Below are 22,156 nucleotides of genomic sequence, written 5' to 3' on the forward strand. Positions count from 1 at the left end.
AAAACTAATCTTCACCCAGTGACCAGCTCAACTCAATGTTGGAACTGGCAGGGGAAACTCTTACATAACCCTGCATTTCTTGGTGTAGGGCTGAACAGAAATCCGTACAGTAGAACGGCCATACCCCTACTTGCTTGGGTTCCCAAACAAAGGTTTCAGTCTGTCCTGGCATAATCAGAAGTTCTGAAGTATTGGCACCGATCATACTTACTCCGTGGGGTACGTCATAATCCTGTTCTAAATTGGTGACGTGGAAGTAGACCTTGTCACCAACCTTGATTCCCTCAATATTGTCAGGATTAAAGTGGCTTCGGATCATGGTCATATACACATGTACCTCATTTCCGTCTCGTTCTACCCTTACATTGGCATCGGAAGTAGTAGCATATTTATGCTTGTTCTCTTCCAAACTATATATTTTCTTGGATCTTTCCTTCACCAAATCGGCGGCTATACCAGCAGCATAGTGCGGTTCTCCAACCGTAGGGAAATCAAGCAGAAGTTCCATTTTTTCACCAGAAATATCATACAGCTGCGCTGACTGAGTCACTTCAGGCCCAGTTGGCAGATATCTATCCTTGGTAATCTTGTTCATAGCGAGCACATATTTACCAAAGGGTTTTCTTGAGTTTCCGCCTGGAATCATCAAGTGCCCTACTGAATAGTAACAAGGTTGTCTGTCCACTACCTCCCAGGTACCTACTTTCCATTTTACCACTTCGGATGAAATAAAGAAGGTGGTATATCCGTTTCCTTTACCATCAAACTCAGTGTGCAGGGGACCTAATCCAGCTTGTTTCACACTACCTGCAAGCACATCTTCAAAGCTTAGGATTGGGATACCATAGGCTTCGCCATCAAATTTTTCATTTTCAATGGCCTGAATCATTTTGCTAAAGGAGTGTACGGTCAAATCTGAAGACAGTTTTCCGTTCCCTACAATATACTCACCCGTAGGATCCACATCACAACCGTGAGGTGATTTTGGAGTTGGAAGCAAGTAAACCAAGCCTGGTAATTCCGAGGCATCCAAAACCCGCACTTCTTTCTTCATGGTAGAAGTAGCTGTGTGGGTCCCTTCATCATACACGTTATGAGCGTAATTGGCCGGCATAGTCTGGAATTTACCTTCTTTGATATATTCCTCAGCTTTTTTCCAGTTTACTGCGGCGATAAAATCCTTATCATTTTGAGAGGCGTTCACTTCCATTAGTGAATGTGACTCCTCAGAGTTATAGGTGGAGAAGAACATCCATCCGTGGGAAGCTCCCCTTCCAGGGTGGGCCAAGTCATAATCGAAACCTGGCATAAGCACCTGGAACGAAAGATCCATTCCTCCGTCTTCGGGGTCTACACTAATAAAGGAAAGTGAGCCTTGGAAATTGCCCTTGTATTCGTTGATGGGCATATCCCTTTGCGGAATAGGAACAGAAAATCGGGTTCCTGCTACCACATACTCCGTGTTTTCAGTAACAAAAGCGGAACTGTGGTTACCAGCACTGTTTGGAATCTCAATGATTTCTGTGGTTTCAAACACGCTAAGATCCACTTTGGCTATCCTTGGTGTGTTGTTACCGTTGATAAATACAAATCTACCATCCAATTCCCCATTGGTTTGGGAAATATCTGGGTGGTGGGCATCATCCCAAGGAACAAATCCGTGGGAAGTGTTGAGCATGGGCTTGGTTTCTTCATTGTAACCCCATGCTTTTTCTGCATCTTGTGAAAACACCGGAATGACTTTGAACAACCTTCCCGATGGAAGTCCGTAGACGGAAAGTTGTCCACTAAAACCTCCAGAGACAAAGGCGTAGAACTCATCGTGTTCCCCGGGTGCCACATAAACTTTCTCCGCAGCACTGGACGACAGTGCTCCGTTGGAGCTGTTGCCCCCTTGATTACAGCTCACCAGGAACATGGTTGAAGCTATTAGGGCAAGCATTAAAAAGCGAAATTTATTCATCGTAGTTGTTTTTATTTTAATTGTTGATTTTCTATTCTTCCGGTGGAAGCATTACCTTGTCCACTACATGCACAATACCGTTACCGGCAGGTACACTGGCTAAAATTTTGGCCCCACCAATAAATACGTCATCCCCTTGGACTTCCACGGGTACACTCTGGTTATTGGCTTGTCCCAGTTTCTTGAATTTCTTAAGGAAATCCTTACTGTATTTTCCTGGGGTTACATGGTATTGTAAAATGTTGGCCAGGGCGGCTTTGTTTTCAGGTTTGAGCAAATTTTCAACCGTTCCTTCAGGTAAAGCTTCAAAGGCCGCGTTGGTAGGTGCAAAGACCATAAGGGGGCCTGCATTGACCAAGGCATTTTCCAACTCGGCTGCCTGTACCGCAGCTACCAAGGTGGAATGGTCCTTGGAGCCAATGGCAATGTCAAGGACATTGGGTGTGGCTTCATCATCCTTTAGGAATGCTTGGCCCTGTTTTTTGCTTTCTTGCTGTGACGCCACCTCATTGGTGGACGGGCTCTGGGTTTTGGTCTCGTTCTTGCAACCGGTCAAGAGGGACCCGGCTAGGAACAGACCAATGAAAAGTTTAATGCTGGTTGCTAGTTTCATACAAATATTTATAAGGTTCTAAAGTATTCAAGCACGGCCCGGGCTTGTTCTTCTGTCAGCCCTTGATTGGCCATGGGAGATCCGTTAAATTCCATAAATAGATCCTTGGCTAGGGGGTCATCCTTTACCATGCCTTCAGGATTTAGAATCATGTTCATGACCCACTCAGGGGATCTTCTTTCTAAAATGCCATCTGGGGCAGGTCCGATGAACTTTTTGCCTATTCTGTGGCAAGCAAGACACATTTGATCATAAACCGCTTTACCTTCATCAGCCATGGCTTGATCAATGGCATCGTTAAGGGTTACTGAGGTCACAGGACCAACACCTTTACTTTCCAAGTCTATTCTTTCCGATGCTTTGGTAGTTTCCGTTTCCACCTTTTGCTCGGTTTTTTGTGTAGTTTTTTGCCTTTCAACCTGGAAGCCGTCTTGTTTTTTTTCTTGTTTGCCTCCGCAGGCGATTAGTAGGGTCAAGAGTAGTAGCGAACTGCCTTTTACAATAATTTTCATGTGATATCAATTGTTGGATTTGGGGCAAATGTATGGGCAGAATTTCGCGCAGAATATGATAAAAATCACATTTCGGATAAAAACATCTTTTTTACTTTGTATAATGAACTAAAGACAGGGGAGCATGCTTTCAAATTCGGCCAAATATGCGTTAAAAGCTGTGCTTTATTTGGCCTTGCACACCAATGAGGATAATAAATTAATGGTGAAGGACATTTATTCCAGAATCAATGTGCCTCAATCCTACTTGGCCAAACTGATGCAGAAACTTTCCAAAAATGGTATTATTTCCTCCTCAAGGGGACCAAAGGGTGGATTTTATGCGAGTGACCAAAATATTGACTTACCCTTGATTCGTGTGGTAGAGGTGATTGACGGGGAGCAGCGACTCCGTTCATGCATGCTAAGTATACACGAATGTGACAGTGAAAACCCCTGCGCACTCCATGACCTTGTTGGTAATGCCAACAGTTTTTTTATCAAAAATCTTGAGGAAACCACTATTAAGCAACTAATAGGGGATGTAAAATCGGGTAAATCGGTATTACCGCTTTAATTATTTGATTTGTTGAAACTTTGGGTGAAATCTACTTCACCACACTGAACTTGTAAACGCAAGCAGATGCATACGTCTGTCCTGGTTCCAGCACCGTACTTGGGAAATTGGGCTGATTGGGTGAGTTTGGGTAGTGTTGAGTTTCCAAACAAATGGCTCCACGATAAACATAGGGTTCACCTTTTTTTCCATCTACCGTACCATCCATAAAATTTCCACTATAAAATTGCATTCCAGGTTCGTTGGTATAAACCTCCATAACCCTCCCGGTTTCTGGTTCGGTTACCCTGGCAGCAAAAGTAAGTCCATCCTCATTTTTCGGAGAGGGGTTGAGTACGTAGTTATGGTCAAATCCACCCCCATGCTTTAATTGTTCCACATCTGCATCTACATCCTGCCCAATCGGTTTGGCAGTGGTGAAATCAAGCGGCGTTCCAGCTACGGGGTCAATGGTTCCAAGGGGTATTAAGGTAGAATCCACTGGTGTATAGTGGTCAGCATTGATTTCTATGATGTGGTCCAAAATGGTTCCTTGCCCTTCACCTTTTAGATTAAAGAAAGAATGATGGGTAAGGTTCACGATGGTCTTTTGATCCGTATCTGCTTCATAAAAAATTTGAAGTTGGTTGTCATCGGTCAAGACATAACGCACAGTTACCTTGAGGTTTCCGGGATACCCTTCTTCGCCATCAGGGGAGGTTCTGGAATATTGTATTTCATTTGATGAAGCATGGTCCACTGCCCAAACGACTTCGTCATAACCTTTGTCGCCTCCATGTAGATGATTAGGGCCATTGTTGGTGGCCAAGGTGTACGTTTTTCCATCCAAGGTAAACTTGCCTTTGGCTATACGGTTGCCGTAGCGGCCAATGGTCGACCCAAAGTAATCGGTTCCTGGTTGGTAATAACCTTCCAAAGTGTTGCATCCCAATACAATATCTCCAAAATTGCCCTGCTTGTCTGGTACGTACAAAGCCACCAATCGTTGCCCGTAGTTGGTAAAGTATGCCTCTATTCCGGACTTATTTTTAAGAACATGCATGTGAATGGAGTCGCCTTCAACTACCTTTTCAAATTTTTTAGGGTCAATTTTGTTGGCCATACTGGTTTGCTGTTGGGTTTGGTTGCTATCGGATGCAGGTTTTTGTTCCGTTCTTTTACAAGCCGAAATGGCGAACAGAAAAGCTAAAAAAAGATAATTCAGATTTTTAACCGACATAGTTATTTGGATTTGCAAGCTTTAAATGTAATTAAATTTGGGAGAACACATTTGATGAATATTGTTATGCCTTGCGAAAGAAGAGCAGCATAAGGAATCCTTGATTTTGCAAGCCTCAATTTCCCTATCCCAGAGAATGCTTTATTCCAATTATCGGTATTTTTCAAGTACCTTGTGCAAAGTAAAATTCGACCGACCTATGAATATCAAAAATAACCTTATAGCAGGATGCCTTGTCGTTTTAAGCGTGGCCTCGTGCAAACAAACTCCAAAAGCAACACCTGAAAAGCAAGAACCTATTTCAAAGGAGGTTTTAGATATTTCCCAGGCTTTTGCCATTGAAATTTTGGACGAAGAAGCATTAAAAATTATAGATTCCACTGCTTCCATTGAGGTATTGGCAAGCGGATTCAAATGGTCTGAAGGCCCCCTCTGGATTGACGACGGAGAATATTTGCTCTTTTCCGATATTCCCAACAATAAGGTGTTTAAATGGGATTCCCAGACCAAGGATACGACTACCTATCTGCATCCTTCTGGATTTTTGGGAGAGGTAGGGGATGACTTTAAGGAGCCAGGTTCCAATGGCCTCACTTTGGATGGCAATGGGCAGTTGGTCTTAATGCAGCATGGGGAACGAAGAGTTGCCCGCATGACTGCTCCATTAAGTAACCCCAAATCCGAGTTTGAACCCTTGGTGGACAACTATGAAGGCAAACGATTCAATAGCCCCAATGATGGTTATTTTGACAAGCAGGGCAATTTCTATTTTACCGATCCACCTTATGGTCTTCCCAAGGCTATGGATGACCCCGAAAAGGAGCTGGATTTTCAAGGCGTGTACTGCTTAAAGAGTTCTGGGGAACTGGTGTTGTTGGATAAGTTGACAAGGCCTAACGGTATTTGCCTGTCCCCAGATCAAGACAAACTTTATGTTGCTGTTTCCGATTCCAAGCACGCCGTGTGGTACCAATACGATGTAAAGGAACCCGGAGTAGTGGAAAACAAAACATTGTTTCATGACGCCACCCATTTAATGGGGAAAGAAGGACAACAAGGGGCACCTGACGGATTAAAAGTGCACAGTGAGGGATATGTGCTGGCTACCGGGCCAGGGGGGCTGTGGGTATTTGACCCAACTGGAAAAACCTTGGCAAGGGTTTATACTGGGCAACGAACTTCGAATTGTGCGCTTAGCACCGATGAAAAACAACTTTTCCTTACTGCGGACGATTATTTGCTAAAGGTCAATCTAAAATAATAGAGTTCATTGCTGCTTCGATGCGCAGTATTAAGTATTGCTGGCAACTTTCCATAAGGAAAGAATAAGAAAACGCGGGGAAGTCAATGTCCATTTGCTTACTGAGCAAATTCTTTTCAGTTTAAAACATTCACTTTGCGACCTTGCTTAAGTTCATAAGGGCAAAAAGAGTATAGGTTTATGTTTATTTTCTAGTGGAGAGTGGTACCTGACCGTACTACATTTAGATTTTTTACAAAACACATAGATTCCAGTGATTTTAAAGCACTTAAAATGGCCCCGATTGGTCCGTCAATTAAGCTTGATTGCAATGGCAGTTGTTGTACTGTCCGCTTGTCAAGCTCCTCAAGATGAAAGTTCAGCCGATAATTTGAAAATCTGGTACAAAAAAGAGGCAAAATCGTGGATGCGGGAAGCCCTCCCCATTGGAAACGGTTACATGGGAGCCATGGTTTTTGGTGGGGTGGAAAGAGAGCGTATCCAATTCAATGAAGAATCGCTCTGGGTAGGCGGGCCCGGAGAGTGGGAAGCGTATAACGGGGGAAATCGTGAAGATGCCCACAAATATTTGCCACAAGTACGGAATCTTTTATCCAAGGGTGAACTGGAGAAGGCCCATGCTTTGGCGAACAAAGAACTTACAGGTATAATCAAAAGAAATAACAATCATGAGTTCTGGGAAGGTTTTGGTGCGTTCCAAGCCTTTGGTGATATTTATATTGCTGTGGAAAATACTGCTGATATCTCCGAGTATCAAAGAGAACTGGATATTTCTGACGCGATTGCACGGGTTACCTATGCCGATGGGGATATTCATCATAAAAGAACGTACTTCGCCAATTATCCAAGTAAAGTATTGGTGTTTAAACTGGAAAATGATGCACCCCAAGGACAAGATTACACCATTGAATTGACCACTCCACATAAAAAAGTGAGCTATTCCCCAAGCGGGAGTGAACTGATTTTGAATGGCGTATTGGAGAACAATGGAATGGCATTTGGCGCCCGTCTACATTTGGAAACCAAAGGGGGCGACATTGGATTTGATGAGAATAAGATCAAAGTTACGGCATCCAATGCCATTACGTTGAAATTGGTGGCTGGTACGGATTATTTGAACAACTATCCCATTTACAAAGGGAAGGATTACAAGGCGGAAAACTTGGCTGCCATGAAGAAAGCCAAAGAGATGTCCTTTCAAGAATTGTTGGAGGAACATCTTTCAGATTACCACGAACTTTTCCAGAGGGTAGATTTGTCATTGGAGGCCACCCATATAGCATCCTTACCAACTGATGAGCGTTTGAAAGCTTATGAAAAAGGGCAGGAGGACCCTTCATTGGAAGCACTGTACTTTCAATATGGTAGGTATTTGTTGATCAGTAGCTCCAGACCAGGAACCATGCCTGCCAATTTGCAGGGAAAATGGAATGATAAGACCGCGCCTCCTTGGGCATCGGATTATCACATGAATATCAATGAACAAATGATTTACTGGCCGGCTGAACTTACCAACTTAAGTGAGTGCCACCAGCCGCTAATCGATTACATGGAGAGCTTGATAGCACCAGGTCAGAAGAGTGCAGCCAGTTTTTTTGATGCGGACGGATGGATTGTAAATACCATGAACAACCCATTCGGATTCACGGCTCCAGGCTGGGATTTTCCATGGGGATTTTTTCCAGGAGGGGCGGGTTGGCTAAGTCAACATGCATGGGAACATTATGAGTTCACCCAAAATAAGGAGTATCTTAAGGAACAAGGTTTTCCCATAATGAAGGAAGCTGCCCTATTTTGGTTGGATTATCTTATGGATGATGGACAAGGGTATTTGGTTTCTGCACCGTCATATTCCCCGGAGCATGGTGGTATTTCGGAAGGCGCATCCATGGATTTGCAAATCGTCTGGGATTTGTTCACCAACTGTATTGAAGCCTGTGAAGTATTGGGTATAGAAGACGATTTTAAACAAGAGGTGATGGCTTCCAAAAGTCGTTTGTTTCCTCCTCAAATTGGAAGATGGGGGCAATTACAGGAATGGAAAGAGGACGTGGACGACCCAGAGAATAAACACAGACATATATCCCATTTGTTTGCCCTACACCCGGGAAAACAGATTACCTTGGATGGTACACCGGACTTGGCGCAAGCGGCAAAGAAATCTTTGAATGCAAGGGGTGATCAAGGTACTGGATGGTCTTTGGGGTGGAAAATCAATTTTTGGTCAAGATTGCGCGAAGGAAACAGAGCACACAAACTTATCCGCAGGTTGTTGAAGACCACCACGGATGAAGGTTTTGAAATGCTCACGGGGGGTGGCACCTATAGCAATATGCTCTGTGCGCACCCACCATTTCAACTGGATGGAAACATGGGAGCAACCGCGGGGATTGCGGAAATGTTGGTTCAATCCCACGATGGCCGAATTACTTTGTTGCCAGCACTTCCAGACGCTTGGAAATCGGGAAGCGTGAAAGGATTAAAAGCCCGTGGAAATTTTGAAGTAGATATTACATGGAAAGATGGAAAATTGGTGGAGGCCAACATAACATCAAAGAGCGGAAACTCCTGCTACGTAAAATATCGGGATAAGACCCTCAGGTTGGGCTTGTTAAAAGGAGAGACTTTTACTGTGGGTTATGATATGGAACTGAACCTAGGTTCGGATTCAACCAACGATTAATGGATTGAAATAATTTGAAAAGATGAAGATTTACCGAAAAGGAACAACTGCATTTATCGACAACGAAGGGAGCTATCGGAAAAGAGAAATTGCAGATTGGACAACATTTATTAATCGTGATGGACTTCATGAATTCTTGAAAAAGGAGATTGCGGATTGGGAGGAGACCGATGGATCCTTTTTGGACCAAGATCGTTTTGATCCCCCTATAGATAATCAGGAAATTTGGGCAGCAGGGGTTACCTATGAAAGAAGTAAGACTGCCCGTATGGATGAAGCCAAGGAATCTGGCGGCTCTGTTTTTTATGACATGGTATACGATGCGGAGCGACCAGAGTTATTTTTTAAGGCTACGGCCCAGAGATGTGTGGGCTCTGGCGATGAGGTGTATATAAGGAAAGATTCCACCTGGAACGTTCCAGAACCGGAATTAACTTTGCTAATAAACTCAAATGGGTCTATTGAAGGCTATACCATTGGCAACGATATGAGTTCAAGAAGTATAGAGGGTGAAAATCCCTTGTATCTTCCTCAAGCCAAGGTTTATGAGAAATGTGCTGCCTTAGGGCCGTGCATTTTTGTTCCAAGAAGCCCAATTCCAACTACAACAAGAATTCATATTACCATTGAAAGGGATGGAAAGACGATGTTCAAGGAAGATGTGGCCATTTCCAAGATAAAACGTGATTTCGGGGAGCTGGTGTCCTTTTTGTTTAGGGAATGTGATTTTCCCCAAGGTGTTTTTCTAATGACAGGAACTTGTTTGGTACCACCAGACGATTTTACCTTGGAAGTGGGGGACAAGATTTCAATTACCATTGATGGTATTGGAAAACTCGTCAACCATGTAGGCAAAAAGGAATAGAAACAAAGTTTACAAACTGACGGAAGCTTTATGAAGACCAAGTTGATTCTCCTACTATCCGGCATCTTGTTCCTATCATGTCAAAGTGATGGGAAGGAACAAAGAAAACCAAACGTACTCTTTATCATAGCTGATGACCTTACTACAACTGCGGTTTCCACTTATGGGAACAAGATATCCCGGACCCCAAACATAGATGGTTTGGCTGCAGAAGGAGTCCGATATACACGAGCCTATTGTCAATATCCGGTTTGTGGCCCTTCAAGGGCTTCTTTTCTAACAGGATATTACCCCAATGCAACACAGACCTTTGGCTATGTCAGTGGTAGGGAAAACATTGGGGATGAAAGGGTCACATGGCCCCAATTGTTCAAGAACAACGGGTATTACACAGCTCGGGTGAGCAAGATTTATCATATGGGGGTTCCCATAGACATTGAATTGGGATCTGATGGAAAGGACGACGAGGCATCCTGGACCGAGCGATTTAATAGCCAGGGACCCGAGTGGACGGCCTTGGGCGATGGAGAGTTGGTTCAAGGAAATCCTGATGGTTCCAAACCCATTAAAGGAGGCAATGTAATGACGATTGTCAAAGCGGACGGGGATGATATGGTCCATTCCGATGGGAAAACCGCTGCCAAAGCTTCAGAATTGATTCGACAGCACAAGGACGAACCTTTTTTTCTGGCTGTAGGTTTTGTAAGACCTCATGTTCCGTTCGTGGCCCCACGGGATGACTTTAAGCCATATCCGCATGCGGATATTGAGCTGCCCAACAACTTTGAGGGTGACTGGGACGACATTCCCCAAAAGGGTATTAACTATGTAACCAGCAAGAATGCCCAAATGACCCAGGTGCAAAAACAAAAAGCCATTGCAGCCTATTACGCCTCCGTAGCATACATGGACAGGCAGGTGGGAAAGGTTCTCCAAACCTTAAAGGATGAGGGCTTGGAGGACAATACCATAGTTATTTTCACTTCTGATCATGGTTTTCATCTGGGAGAACATGAATTTTGGATGAAGGTCAGTGTTAAAGAAGAATCTGCCAAAGTCCCATTGATAATAAAAGTTCCAGGGAAAGAACCTGCCGTATGTAACTCTTTTGTAGAATTGTTGGATTTATATCCCACCGTATCAGAATTGGCAGGACTTTCATATTCGGAACATATCCAGGGAAAAAGTTTGGTCAAAACTTTGGATGACCCGGAACATACGGTGCGCGATATGGCTTTTTCGGTGACCCAGAATGGAGAGACTTTTTTATTGCGAACTAATAAGTGGGCCTACATTCAATATGGAGAGGATGCTTCATTGGGTATAGAGCTATTTGATATGCAGCAGGATCCTGGGCAGTATACCAATCTGGCCACCCTTTCCGAATATCAAGAGAACGTAAGCTACTTTCAGGAAAAATTAAGGCAGAAGTTGTTGGAGGTAAGAACGAATGACTTGGGTATAGATTATTCAAAAAAGTAAGATCAAAATGAAAAAACTTCTCTATATATGCTTGATAGTTCTTGTTTGGTCATGCAAATCTGATAGAACCGATAAAAACAATAACCAAAGCCCCAACATTATCCTGATTATGGCGGATGATTTGGGTTATGAGACCTTGGGCGTTTATGGAAGCAACAGCTACAAAACCCCCAATTTGGACCAACTTGCGGTTGAAGGAATGCGGTTTGACCATTGTTATTCCACTCCCTTGTGTACCCCATCCAGAGTACAGCTGATGACAGGGAAATACAATTTCAGAAACTATATAGGGTTCGGATTGCTAGATCCCAAGGAGAAAACCTTTGGACATTATATGCAGGAAGCAGGCTATAAAACCTTGGTTGCCGGAAAATGGCAATTGTTGGGCAATGAGCATCAACAAGCCTTGGCGGGGAACAAAGTGGGATCTCTTCCAGAAAATGCAGGTTTTGATGATTTCTGTTTATGGCAAGTGGATCAAAGGGGGTCTCGATATAAAGACCCATTGTTAACTATTAAAGGCGAGGGCGCAAAGGAATTCAAGGGTGGATTTGGGCCAGATGTGTTCGTGGACTATATCAATGCTTTTATGAGCAAGAACAAGGACAACCCATTTTTTGTGTATTATCCTATGGTACTTACCCATGATCCCTTTGTTCCATCACCTGACAATCAAGAATTTGGAGGGTTTGACCCCCAGTCAAAGACAAATGACCCAAAATATTTTGGCGAAATGGTGGGCTATATGGACAAATTAGTGGGGCGGATAGTCAATGAAACTGAATCTCTGGGGATTAGTGAAAACACATTGATCTTGTTTATCGGGGATAATGGAACCGATAGGGATGTAACATCCATAATCAATAATGAACCCTTAACGGGTGAAAAGGGATACACAACGGATGCAGGAACACATGTCCCTTTTATTGCCAATTGGAAGGGACATATTAAAAAAGGAACTGTAAACCCAAACCTAATTGACTTTACAGATTTTCTACCCAGCATTATGGAAGCGGCCACCCAAAAGAAACTGGATAAAACCGAATCTGACGGCCTTAGTTTCTACCCACAATTGACCGGGGCCGATTATACTCCACGAGACTGGGTATTTTGCCACTATGATCCCAACTGGGGAAAATTTGAACCCAAAAGATATGTACAGAATAAAACTTGGAAGTTCTATGAAAACGGGGAACTCTACCATCTAACGAATGATCCAAGTGAGCAAAATCCACTAAACGCGGAAGAACAGCCATCTGAGGTTAAGCAGCTGGTGCATCAATTCCAGAAAGTTTTGAAGGAATATCAATAAAGGAAATAAAAGGAATAGCAAATCCTTTATGCAATCAACCTAAACCACTTTTAAAACATAAAGTTTGAAGCACATACCACCACTTTTTATTCTTCTACTAATTGTTGGATTTGCAATAGTTGGTTGTAGAGATATAAAAGATAACAACAGAAAGGAAGCGCACTCCCCTGAAAAACCCAATATTATTTTGATAATGACGGATGATCAGGGATGGGGTGATACTGGCTATAATGGACATCCCTATTTGAAGACACCCAACCTGGATAAGATGGCAGCTAATGGGGTAGTGTTTAATCGGTTTTATGCTGCTTCAGCGGTGTGTTCTCCTACTCGAGGAAGTGTGTTGACTGGACGTCATCCGCTACGTTACGGCATCTGTACGGCCAACTGTGGGCATATAAAATCCGAAGAAATTACCCTTGCTGAGTTGGTCAAAGAAGAAGGTTACACCACAGGACATTTTGGTAAATGGCATTTGGGAACGCTCACTCGGGATACTATTGATGCCAACCGTGGAGGAAGACCACAGCATGATTCACATTATGCTCCGCCTATAGATCATGGCTTTGATACCTACTTTGTTACGGAATCAAAAGTGCCCACTTGGGACCCCATGATCACACCACCAAAGACAGCCGGTGATGTCTCGGCAGCACTGGAAACTGGAAAATCCTTCAATACACGGTACTGGACAGCACCGGGAGCAGTTGAAACTGAAAACCTGGAAGGTGATGATTCCCGGGTAATTATGGATAGGGTAGTCCCTTTTATTGAAAGTGCAGTGGATAGGAAACAACCCTTTTTGAGCGTTATTTGGTTCCATACCCCGCATCTTCCAGTCTTGACTGGGGAAGCTTACAGAAAACAGTATGCCGATTTATCTGAAGATCAACAACATTATTATGGGACACTGACCGCTATGGATGAGCAGGTGGGTAGGTTAAGAAACAAGCTGAAGGAGCTTGGTGTGGCCGATAATACTATCTTGTTCTTTACAAGCGACAATGGTCCCGAAGGTAGGGAAGAAGGGGGCAGGACACAGGGACTAACTAAGGGACTCAAGGGCAGAAAGAGAAGTCTTCATGAAGGTGGAATCAGGGTGCCCGGCATTGTTGAATGGCCTGGTACCATTCCTGCTGGTAAAAAACTGGAATCCCCTTGCTTTACCTCGGATTACTTTCCAACCATTGCTAATGTGCTGAACATAGATTTGAAAAAATACAATCGTCCTTATGATGGCGTGGATTTAATGCCCTTGATTCAAGGAACGGTGAATATTAGAGAAAAGAACCTAGCGTTTAGGTTCAACAAGCAAGCAGCCTTAATCGGTGAAGACTTCAAAATATACAGCAATGACGACGGAAATACCTTTGAGCTGTATAACATTTCTGAAGACCCATCGGAAACTGAAAATTTAGCTGAATCCAACCCCAGTCAACTACAGAAGATGGTGGAGGAATGGAATATTTGGAAGGCATCCCAAGAAGCCAGTGCCAACAATGCAGATTACTGATTTGGAATACACGAAGCGCTAGTTAGGTGCCAACTGTTTATTGAGAGAAATTGACCTGAAAAGTTGGGATTTTGCACAGGAACTGCAAATAAAGTACACCTTTTGGTGAAGTATTAGGTGGAATTGGCCCGTCTGTAACGATAAATTTGATGGAATTACCATGACTAAGTCAGGCAAGGAAGTTTTTTGTCGACTTTATATCTCCAAAATCTATGGTACGCCAATAAATAGTTTATGGATCTTCCTAAAAAAATTTCATTTGTTGTCTTAGGCGTTTTGACTCTTTTGGCATCATGTCAATCCAAATCAGAAGTGCAAAAACCACCCAATATTGTTTTCTTTTTTGTGGATGACATGGGTTGGCAAGACACTTCGGTCCCGTTTCATACGGAGTTGACCCAACTGAACAAAATGTACCATACTCCAAACATGGAACAATTGGCCAATGAGGGGATGAAATTCACCCAAGCCTATGCTTCGGCCGTATGTTCACCATCACGTGTTAGCCTAATGACGGGTCTGAATGCTGCAAGGCACCGAGTGACCAATTGGACTTTGTTTCCCGATAAATCCACAGATTCTGAGAATGACAAGGTCGTGGCCCCGGAGTGGAATGTCAACGGTCTAAGTGCCCAAGCTGGAATTAATAAAACAGTCCATGCACAAACGCTTCCACAATTATTGAAAACTGCAGGTTACAAAACCATTCATGTTGGAAAGGCCCATTTTGGAGCCAAGGAAACTCCAGGGGAAAATCCACTGAATCTTGGGTTCGATGTAAATATTGCAGGTCATGCTGCCGGTGGTCCAGGTAGTTATTTAGGGAAATACAACTTCAGTGGCGCATGGAGAAACGCTATGCCAGTTTGGGATGTTCCTGGATTGGAAAAGTATCATGGGGAGGACATATTTTTAACAGAGGCCTTGACGATAGAAGCCAATAAGGCCATTGACAAAGCGGTAGCGGAGAAAAAACCATTTTATCTCTATATGTCCCACTATGCCATACATGCTCCTTGGGAAAAGGACGATCGTTATTACCAAAAATATATCGATGCAGGCCTTAACGAATTTGATGCTACCTATGCTGCTATGATTGAGGGAATGGACAAATCTTTGGGAAATATTAGGGCAAACCTGGAACGATTGGGCGTTGCGGATAACACGATCATTGTTTTTATGTCGGACAATGGATCTCCAAAACAAACTGCCCAGAATCTTCCCTTGAGAGGACATAAACTAACTCCTTACGAGGGAGGGGTAAGAGTGCCCATGCTGGTAAAATGGCCAGGAACGACCAAGGCAGCATCGGTAAACGACCAATATTTTATTATAGAAGATATCTTTCCCACTTTTTTGGAAATAGCAGGTCTAAAAGAGGAAGCCCAAAAAAGTGTGGATGGGATGAGTATAGTGCCATTGCTTTCAGGAAATGGTTCTTATCCTGCGGAACGCCCGATTTATTGGCATTTTCCCAACACCTATGATCAACCGCCCTATAGTGCGGTGCGAAAAGGTGCATGGAAACTGATTTATCATCATATTGATAGAAAAATTGAGCTCTTTAATCTTGAAAAAGATATTGGTGAAACAGAAAACATGGCCGCGGCCAGTTCAGCAAAAAAGGAAGAATTGGTTCAGTTACTTTCCAATTACCTGGCTCAGGTTGAGGCGCAGATGCCATGGGATAAATCCACGGAAAAACTTGTAGAATACCCTATCGAAATAACCAAAAACCGATAAAATGATGTTCAAAAAAATTGTTAGTGTATTGGTGATTGCATTTTTATTGGGAGCTTGCCAAGAGCTACCCAAAGAGGACAATGGAACGCCGAATATCCTGTTCCTTTTTGCAGATGACTATACCTATGAGGCTCTTCATGCCCTGGGAAATGACGTGATTGAAACGCCAAACCTGGATCGGCTGGTCAATCAAGGGACCACCTTTACGCATGCCTATAATATGGGAGGGTGGAACGGTGCTATTTGTGTGGCCTCTAGATCTATGATCATTTCAGGAACTTCCATTTGGAATGCACATGATATCACATCAAAATGGAAGGAGCAGGACTCCACTGCTCTTAATAATACCTGGGGGCGACTAATGGCTTCCAAAGGTTATTCTACCTATATGACGGGAAAATGGCATGTAAACGCACCCGCCGATTATGTCTTTGATACGGCTCGTCACATTCGCCCTGGGATGCCGGATGATTTGAGGAGTGAAGCCAATTGGAAGGAAATTCATAAGGCTTATAAGGAAGGAAAAGATGTAAAACCCTTAATGCCTCCGGCATATTTTAGACCTGTTGATGAAAATGATACCCTATGGTCACCATCAGACCCTAAGTTCAAAGGTTTTTGGGACGGAGGTAAACACTGGAGTGAGGTAATTAAGGATGATGCGCTTGATTTTCTGGAAGATGCAAGCCAAAAAGACAATCCATTCTTTATGTACTTGGCGTTCAACGCTCCCCATGATCCGAGACAATCCCCAAAATCATTTTTGGACCGATACGATATTGAGGACATTCCAGTACCGGAAAACTGGCTTCCTGAATACCCTTATGGAGATGCCATGAACAGCAGTTTCACCATGCGTGATGAAGCTTTGGGTCCATTCCCCAGAACACCTTTTGCGATAAAAACACATTTAAAGGAATACTATGCCATTATCACCCATTTGGATGAGCAAGTGGGCATGATTTTGGATGCCTTGGAAGCTACTGGGAAGTTGGACAATACGTATATCTTTTTTACCGGGGATCATGGACTGTCAGTGGGACATCATGGATTGTTAGGCAAACAAAGCATGTTTGATCATAGTATAAGGGTACCATTAATGGTGGTTGGGCCAGATATTCCCGCAGGACAGCAAATCAATACCGATGTTTACCTACAGGATATTATGGCCACTAGTCTTGAGTTGGCCCAAATTGAGAAACCAGCATATGTAGAGTTCAATAGCCTGTTGCCCTTGGCCAAAGGGGAGACCCAAACAGGGAGTTTGACCGATGGGGTGTATGGAGCTTTTGAACAATCATCCCAACGCATGATCAGAAAGGATGGGTACAAGCTCATTGTGTATCCCAAAATAGACAAAATTCTTCTGTTTAATTTGGAAGAAGATCCCCTTGAGATGCATGATTTGGCTGGGAATCCAGAAAACAAAGCTCTGGTTCAAAGCTTGTTCACTGATTTGATGGCCTTGCAAAAGAAAATGAATGACCCATTGGATTTGAATGAACTACATCAAACTTTATAAAATACGGTGAGCTGTGTATAGGGCTTTTTAGAGTTCGAATATCTTTTCCATCAACATCCATTTTTCCCCTGGTTTGGCCATGGGAAGGGCTTGCTGATAATTCCACATCAAATCTTCCCATTCCTGGACTTTGGTATTGCTTTCGTCCATTTTGGATTTTCGTTCGAAAGAAAAGGAATCATCAGCCTCAATGATCATAAAAAGTCTATTACCTGCTAGGTAAATCTGCATGGAATCAATTCCAGCATCCCTGATGCTGGCCTCTATTTCGGGCCAGATTTTTTTATGATAGGCTTTGTATTCTGCAATTAATTTTGGGTCATCCTTTAAATCCAAGGCCAAAGCAAACCTTTGTGAACTCATGATTTTCTTTTTATGCGGTTTCCAAACGTTGTCTCTTCATAGAGCGATAGCTATATATTGCTACCAAAATCAAACAGGTCAAAGGCAAGATGAACGAAAAGTTGACCTCTGGAATGAATCCGAACAATTTGACATCGCTGAGACCGGTTCCTCCCATGTCAATGATCCTTCCTTGTAGGGGTGGCATCAAAGCACCTCCTACAATTCCCAAGATCAATCCGGCAGAACCAATTTTGGCCTCATCCCCCATTCCTTTAAGCGCAATGCCATAGATGGTCGGGAACATCAGCGACATAGCAAAGGAAACCCCTACCAAGCAGTACAAGCCCACCATTCCGCTAAGGACGATGGCTCCCGTGCAGAGCACACTTCCAAGTATGGCAAAGATGAGCATTAGCTTAGCTGATGATATATATCTGAACAGGAACGTACATATCCACCTGGCCGTCAGGAACAAAATAGTTGAGGCGGCAGCATAGACCACGGCATTCAATTGTTCGTCTGCTCCTCTAGAAGCATTAAGGTTTGTGACATATTGATAAATAAAAGTCCACACCATAATCTGTGCGGCTACATAGAAGAATTGGGCCAATACGCCTTCATAATAGGATTTATTAGAAAAGAGCCTTGAAAAAGTCTCTTTTAGGTCTAATTTCTCAACAGTTTTGCTTCCGTTGTCAATTTTTACGAAAAGGAAAACCAATAATATGGCTAGAACCACAAAACCCAAAACGATGTATGGGGCGCTAATTACGGATAGATCGTGCTCAACCATTTGCTGCTGTTGTTCAGGGGATAGGGCGGAGGATACCAAGGATGAGGTATCTGCCCCAATTTTCGTGTCCAGCCTGTCAACCACATAAAGTCGCGCCACCAATTGTCCCGATAGGGCTCCCATTGGATTGAAAGCTTGGGACAGATTAAGGCGTTGCGTGGCAGTCCTGGGATCTCCCAATTCCAAAATCATTGGATTGGCAGTGGTTTCCAAAAAAGCCAATCCGAAGGTGAGGATATAAAAGGAAATCAAGAAAAAGTTATAACTGGCCAAAAGTGCCGATGGATAGAACATGAGGGCTCCTGCCGAGAACAGGATAAGCCCTAAAACAATCCCGGATTTGTAACTGTACTTCCTAATGAAAAGTGCTGCAGGTATGGCCATGGTACCATATCCACCATAAAAAGCAAGCTGCACATAGGAAGCCTTTACATTGGAAATATTAAGCACGTTCTTAAAAACTTCCACCATGGGATTGGTAAGATCATTTGGAAAACCCCAAAGGAAAAATAGACTGGTTACAAGAATAAATGGTAAAAGAAACGCTTTGGCAACTACCGGGATTCTTTGTTTTTGCTCCATAATTATAGGTTATTGGTTTTTTAGTTTATTGATTGGTTATTGATTAAGTAAAGCGCGGTCTAAATGGGTATAGCCCCCATCCACATAAATAAGTTGACCCGTTGTGTGACTAGATTTGTTTGATAGTAGAAAGGTTACCATACTGGCAATTTCCTCTGAAGTGGTCATTCTGTTTTCCAGAGGAATACGATTTGTGATTTCTTCCAATTTTTTCTGAGGTTCGGGAAAAGTCTTTATCCATCGATCGTATAAGGGCGTGTAGCATTCAGCCACAATAACAGCGTTTACTCGAATTTGATAGGGTAAAAGTTCTATTGCCCATTCCCGGGTAAGGGCATTTCTTCCACCATTGGCAGCTGCATATCCAGATGTCCCCCCTTGACCAGTTTCGGCGGTTTTGGAACCAATGTTGACAATGGCACCTTTGCTTTCTTTAAGTTGGGGTAGGGCATAATGTGCCATCATGTAATAATGGGTTAAATTTCGGTTGATGGATTCCAGAAAACCCTCATAACTACCGTTTTCAAGACCAATGCCATCATTTACCCCTGCATTATTGACCAAGCCATCAATTCTTCCATAGGTGTTTATAACAGCCTCTACCGCAGCCTTGCATTGTCCAGGATCGGTGAGTTCTGCAAAGGCGTGAAAAGCTTTTCCTCCATCTTCCTCTATTTTCTTTACCGCATCAAGTACGTTTTCCTTGTTTCTTCCCACTATTACAGGAATAGCACCTTCCTTGGCCAGCTCACGGCTAATACCGTTCCCTATACCCTTTGAACCACCGGTAACAATGATTACCTTATCCTTTAAACCTAAATCCATTATTTCAATTCATTAGTGCAACATCGCAAATATTTTGGATAGCTATTTAGCATTGTTAAAAGTGAACAGCGAATTCGCATTGTAGACTATCCGTTGAGTTTGATAAATCCTCCGTCAATTGGGAAATCAGTCCCTGTGATAAAAGAGGCTTCGTCTGAGCATAGATACAATGCCAAATTAGCCACTTCTTCTGGCAACCCCATCCGACCTATAGGTTGGGTTTTGGAGAGCTTTTCAAACATCTCATCCACATTATCGGGATAGTTTTTCTTTAAAAAACCATCCACAAAGGGAGTGTGTATTCTTGCTGGGGAAATACTATTGCATCGTATGCCATATTCCAAATAATCTTTGGCCACGGAATAGGTCATGGTCAGTACCGCTCCCTTGGTCATGGAATAGGCAAACCGGTCAGCGACTGCCACCGTACTGGCAATGGAGGCCATGTTGATGATTACCCCACCCTTTTTCTTCATATGTTTTATACAGGAATGGATGCAGTTGTAAACGCCTTTGATGTTTACGTTGTACAAATTGTCCAAATCGTTTTCAGCAGTTTCTTCAATATTACCAACATGGGCAATTCCCGCATTGTTGATTAGGATGTCTATGGTGCCGGATTGGGCAATGCTATTGGCTAATTGGGCCACATCCCCTTGGTTGGAAACATCACATTGGTGGCCTGCGGCTTTTCCACCTTGACTGCGAATTTCATCCACAGTTTTTTGGGCGCTTTCCAAGCTCAATTCCAAAATGTTTACAAAGGCCCCATATTCTGCCAGTGTCTTGGAAATGGCTTTCCCTATGCCGCTACCTCCACCTGTGATAAGAACCACTTTACCATTTAAAGAAAACTTCATCGATACAATTTAAGTTTATCTCTTCTGAAAGAAAAAAGAAACAAATTCAAAAAGTGGAAAATTAAATTTTACCATGGGAAGTGGCAACTATCAAAATTGCCCATGCTGATACTTTTTTTGCATAAGTGTTAATATAAACGCCCTAAACGTCAAATAAGTCTTTTAAACAAAATCAGAAAAATGGAGGAAAGTATAGGGGAAATTAAAAAGAGAAAACCCTGCCGATTATGTAAAAAGGACAGGGTTTTTATGTGGTGTGGAATTTTTCCTTGTGACCTGACTGGGGCTCGAACCCAGGACCCTCTCCTTAAAAGGGAGATGCTCTACCAACTGAGCTATCAGGTCTTGCTTAAAATTGCGACAAAAGTGTTGCGCTAAGCGGGTGCAAATATAATATCAATAATCTATTTTACAAGTTGATTTAATGATAAATTTTCGTTTTTTTGAATTCGCAATTATTTCTGAAGTATGAAAGTAGTTTTGGTGGGTTATATGGCAAGTGGAAAGTCATCTGTAGGCAAGCCACTTGCCGCGGAAATGGGTCTGGAATTTATAGACCTTGATCACTATATTGAGGAACAACAGCAAATGACGATCACAGAGATTTTTAGGGAAAAAGGAGAGATTTTCTTTAGAAAGCTGGAACACAAAATGCTGCTCAAGGTGTTAGCAGAAAATGAAGCCATAGTTTTATCCACTGGAGGGGGCACTCCTTGCTACGGCACCAACATGGATACCATTCTAAACCATGCTGACCATTCCATATACCTGCAATTACCTGTTTCTTCTTTGGTGGAGCGTATTGCCAAGGAAAAGGAGGAAAGACCTTTGGTTAGCGGACTCTCTGATGACGAACTAGCTGAATTTGTGGGAAAACACCTTTTTGAACGCAGGCAGTTCTACGCCCAATCCACTTATGTTTTGGATTGTCATGATAAATCCGTTGCAACATTGGTGGAGGAAATAAAACAGGAGCTACTCTAGATACACGGTATCGTTTTTGCCTTGAAACTCTACCTTAATATGTTCATTCAAGGAGGTTGAAAGTGAAATGCCCTTATAATCGGCCTTAACTGGATACTTTTTATGGTTCCTATTGACCAAGACTGCGGTTTTAAGCTGCTTAATAGGTGTCTTTAGAAAATGATGTACCCCGTAAATCAAGGTGGTTCCGGAGTTCAACACATCATCCACCACTACAATGGATTTATTTTGGTAAGCTTCTTCCGGAATTGAGGTGTTTACACCACTTTTTAACGGGTTCTTTTTGTCCATTTCAAGTTGACAAAGCACAATTTCCGCATCCGTGATCTTTTTAAGGACGTTTGCAATTTTCTTGGCCAGATTAAGACCTCCGCCAACAATACCAGCTACAATGATTTCCTTTTCGTTTACATTGGCCTCATAAATTTGGTAAGCTATTCGCTTAATCTTATGCTGAATTTGGTCGTGGGAAAGGATTCGGTTCACCATGGAGTGGGTTTTGTACGTTCAAAGATAAAAAACA

Annotated in this window: 19 protein-coding genes and 1 tRNA gene; 10 read left to right on the forward strand and 10 right to left on the reverse strand. The window is 42.9% G+C overall.

Annotated elements, in window-relative coordinates:
* Positions 1-4 precede the first annotated feature (4 nt).
* From nosZ to ACOOE0_RS11565, 3 genes are read right to left on the reverse strand one after another with little or no spacing between them, the layout of a single operon-like run.
* Positions 5-1,963, reverse strand: a complete 1,959-nt coding sequence (nosZ, locus tag ACOOE0_RS11555; RefSeq protein ID WP_420399069.1) for a Sec-dependent nitrous-oxide reductase — start codon at positions 1,961-1,963, stop codon at positions 5-7.
* Positions 1,964-1,994: 31 nt separating this feature from the next.
* Positions 1,995-2,576: a fasciclin domain-containing protein gene (locus tag ACOOE0_RS11560; protein ID WP_420399070.1), complete on the reverse strand. Its 582-nt coding sequence runs from the start codon at positions 2,574-2,576 to the stop codon at positions 1,995-1,997.
* Between the two features lie 8 nt (positions 2,577-2,584).
* Positions 2,585-3,088, reverse strand: a complete 504-nt coding sequence (locus ACOOE0_RS11565) for a c-type cytochrome (protein ID WP_420399071.1) — start codon at positions 3,086-3,088, stop codon at positions 2,585-2,587.
* Positions 3,089-3,212: 124 nt separating this feature from the next.
* Here ACOOE0_RS11565 and ACOOE0_RS11570 point away from each other — a divergent pair, with 124 nt between their 5' ends.
* Positions 3,213-3,644: an RrF2 family transcriptional regulator gene (locus ACOOE0_RS11570; RefSeq protein WP_420399072.1), complete on the forward strand. Its 432-nt coding sequence runs from the start codon at positions 3,213-3,215 to the stop codon at positions 3,642-3,644.
* A 31-nt stretch (positions 3,645-3,675) separates the two neighbouring features.
* Here the strand turns inward: ACOOE0_RS11570 and ACOOE0_RS11575 are convergent, their stop codons facing one another.
* Complete coding sequence (locus tag ACOOE0_RS11575; protein ID WP_420399073.1) at positions 3,676-4,863, reverse strand: aldose epimerase family protein; 1,188 nt, start codon at positions 4,861-4,863, stop codon at positions 3,676-3,678.
* A 199-nt stretch (positions 4,864-5,062) separates the two neighbouring features.
* Between ACOOE0_RS11575 and ACOOE0_RS11580 the strand changes: the two genes are divergently transcribed.
* From ACOOE0_RS11580 to ACOOE0_RS11615, 8 genes are all read left to right on the forward strand, one after another.
* Positions 5,063-6,124, forward strand: coding sequence for an SMP-30/gluconolactonase/LRE family protein (locus ACOOE0_RS11580; RefSeq protein WP_420399074.1), 1,062 nt, complete (start codon positions 5,063-5,065; stop codon positions 6,122-6,124).
* Positions 6,125-6,434: 310 nt separating this feature from the next.
* Positions 6,435-8,807 (forward strand): glycosyl hydrolase family 95 catalytic domain-containing protein, encoded by a 2,373-nt coding sequence (locus ACOOE0_RS11585; protein ID WP_420399075.1) that lies wholly within the window; start codon positions 6,435-6,437, stop codon positions 8,805-8,807.
* A gap of 22 nt (positions 8,808-8,829) precedes the next feature.
* A complete protein-coding gene (locus ACOOE0_RS11590; RefSeq protein ID WP_420399076.1) occupies positions 8,830-9,672 on the forward strand; it encodes a fumarylacetoacetate hydrolase family protein in 843 nt (280 codons plus the stop codon).
* Positions 9,673-9,702: 30 nt separating this feature from the next.
* Positions 9,703-11,154, forward strand: a complete 1,452-nt coding sequence (locus ACOOE0_RS11595) for a sulfatase (protein WP_420399077.1) — start codon at positions 9,703-9,705, stop codon at positions 11,152-11,154.
* Positions 11,155-11,161: 7 nt separating this feature from the next.
* Positions 11,162-12,466 (forward strand): sulfatase-like hydrolase/transferase, encoded by a 1,305-nt coding sequence (locus tag ACOOE0_RS11600; protein WP_420399078.1) that lies wholly within the window; start codon positions 11,162-11,164, stop codon positions 12,464-12,466.
* 64 nt (positions 12,467-12,530) lie between these two features.
* Positions 12,531-13,979, forward strand: a complete 1,449-nt coding sequence (locus tag ACOOE0_RS11605; RefSeq protein ID WP_420399079.1) for a sulfatase — start codon at positions 12,531-12,533, stop codon at positions 13,977-13,979.
* Between the two features lie 234 nt (positions 13,980-14,213).
* The gene (locus ACOOE0_RS11610; RefSeq protein WP_420399080.1) at positions 14,214-15,722 is read left to right on the forward strand and encodes a sulfatase; all 1,509 of its coding nucleotides are present in this window, start codon (positions 14,214-14,216) and stop codon (positions 15,720-15,722) included.
* Position 15,723: 1 nt separating this feature from the next.
* Positions 15,724-17,244 carry a sulfatase-like hydrolase/transferase gene (locus ACOOE0_RS11615; protein WP_420399081.1) on the forward strand — a complete coding sequence of 507 codons (1,521 nt, stop codon included), beginning with the start codon at positions 15,724-15,726 and terminating at the stop codon, positions 17,242-17,244.
* A gap of 27 nt (positions 17,245-17,271) precedes the next feature.
* On the opposite strand, the gene ACOOE0_RS11620 is transcribed toward ACOOE0_RS11615, so the two are convergent.
* The 5 genes from ACOOE0_RS11620 to ACOOE0_RS11640 all read right to left on the reverse strand — a co-directional run bounded on the left by ACOOE0_RS11620 (position 17,272) and on the right by ACOOE0_RS11640 (position 20,994).
* On the reverse strand, positions 17,272-17,607 hold the full coding sequence (locus ACOOE0_RS11620) for an L-rhamnose mutarotase (RefSeq protein WP_420399082.1): 336 nt from the start codon (positions 17,605-17,607) through the stop codon (positions 17,272-17,274).
* Positions 17,608-17,617: 10 nt separating this feature from the next.
* The gene (gene fucP, locus ACOOE0_RS11625) at positions 17,618-18,964 is read right to left on the reverse strand and encodes an L-fucose:H+ symporter permease (RefSeq protein ID WP_420399083.1); all 1,347 of its coding nucleotides are present in this window, start codon (positions 18,962-18,964) and stop codon (positions 17,618-17,620) included.
* Between the two features lie 36 nt (positions 18,965-19,000).
* On the reverse strand, positions 19,001-19,789 hold the full coding sequence (locus tag ACOOE0_RS11630; protein WP_420399084.1) for an SDR family oxidoreductase: 789 nt from the start codon (positions 19,787-19,789) through the stop codon (positions 19,001-19,003).
* Between the two features lie 86 nt (positions 19,790-19,875).
* Positions 19,876-20,649, reverse strand: coding sequence for an SDR family NAD(P)-dependent oxidoreductase (locus ACOOE0_RS11635; protein ID WP_420399085.1), 774 nt, complete (start codon positions 20,647-20,649; stop codon positions 19,876-19,878).
* Positions 20,650-20,921: 272 nt separating this feature from the next.
* Positions 20,922-20,994: transfer RNA gene (locus ACOOE0_RS11640), tRNA-Lys, on the reverse strand.
* Between the two features lie 123 nt (positions 20,995-21,117).
* Between ACOOE0_RS11640 and ACOOE0_RS11645 the strand changes: the two genes are divergently transcribed.
* On the forward strand, positions 21,118-21,633 hold the full coding sequence (locus tag ACOOE0_RS11645) for a shikimate kinase (protein WP_420399086.1): 516 nt from the start codon (positions 21,118-21,120) through the stop codon (positions 21,631-21,633).
* Here the strand turns inward: ACOOE0_RS11645 and ACOOE0_RS11650 are convergent.
* A complete protein-coding gene (locus ACOOE0_RS11650) occupies positions 21,625-22,122 on the reverse strand; it encodes a phosphoribosyltransferase family protein (protein WP_420399087.1) in 498 nt (165 codons plus the stop codon). The two genes, ACOOE0_RS11645 and ACOOE0_RS11650, sit on opposite strands and share 9 nt — an antisense overlap.
* Between the last annotated feature and the right edge of the window lie 34 nt (positions 22,123-22,156).

It is taken from the genome of Flagellimonas sp., assembly GCF_965215805.1.
Classification (GTDB): Bacteria; Bacteroidota; Bacteroidia; order Flavobacteriales; family Flavobacteriaceae; genus Flagellimonas.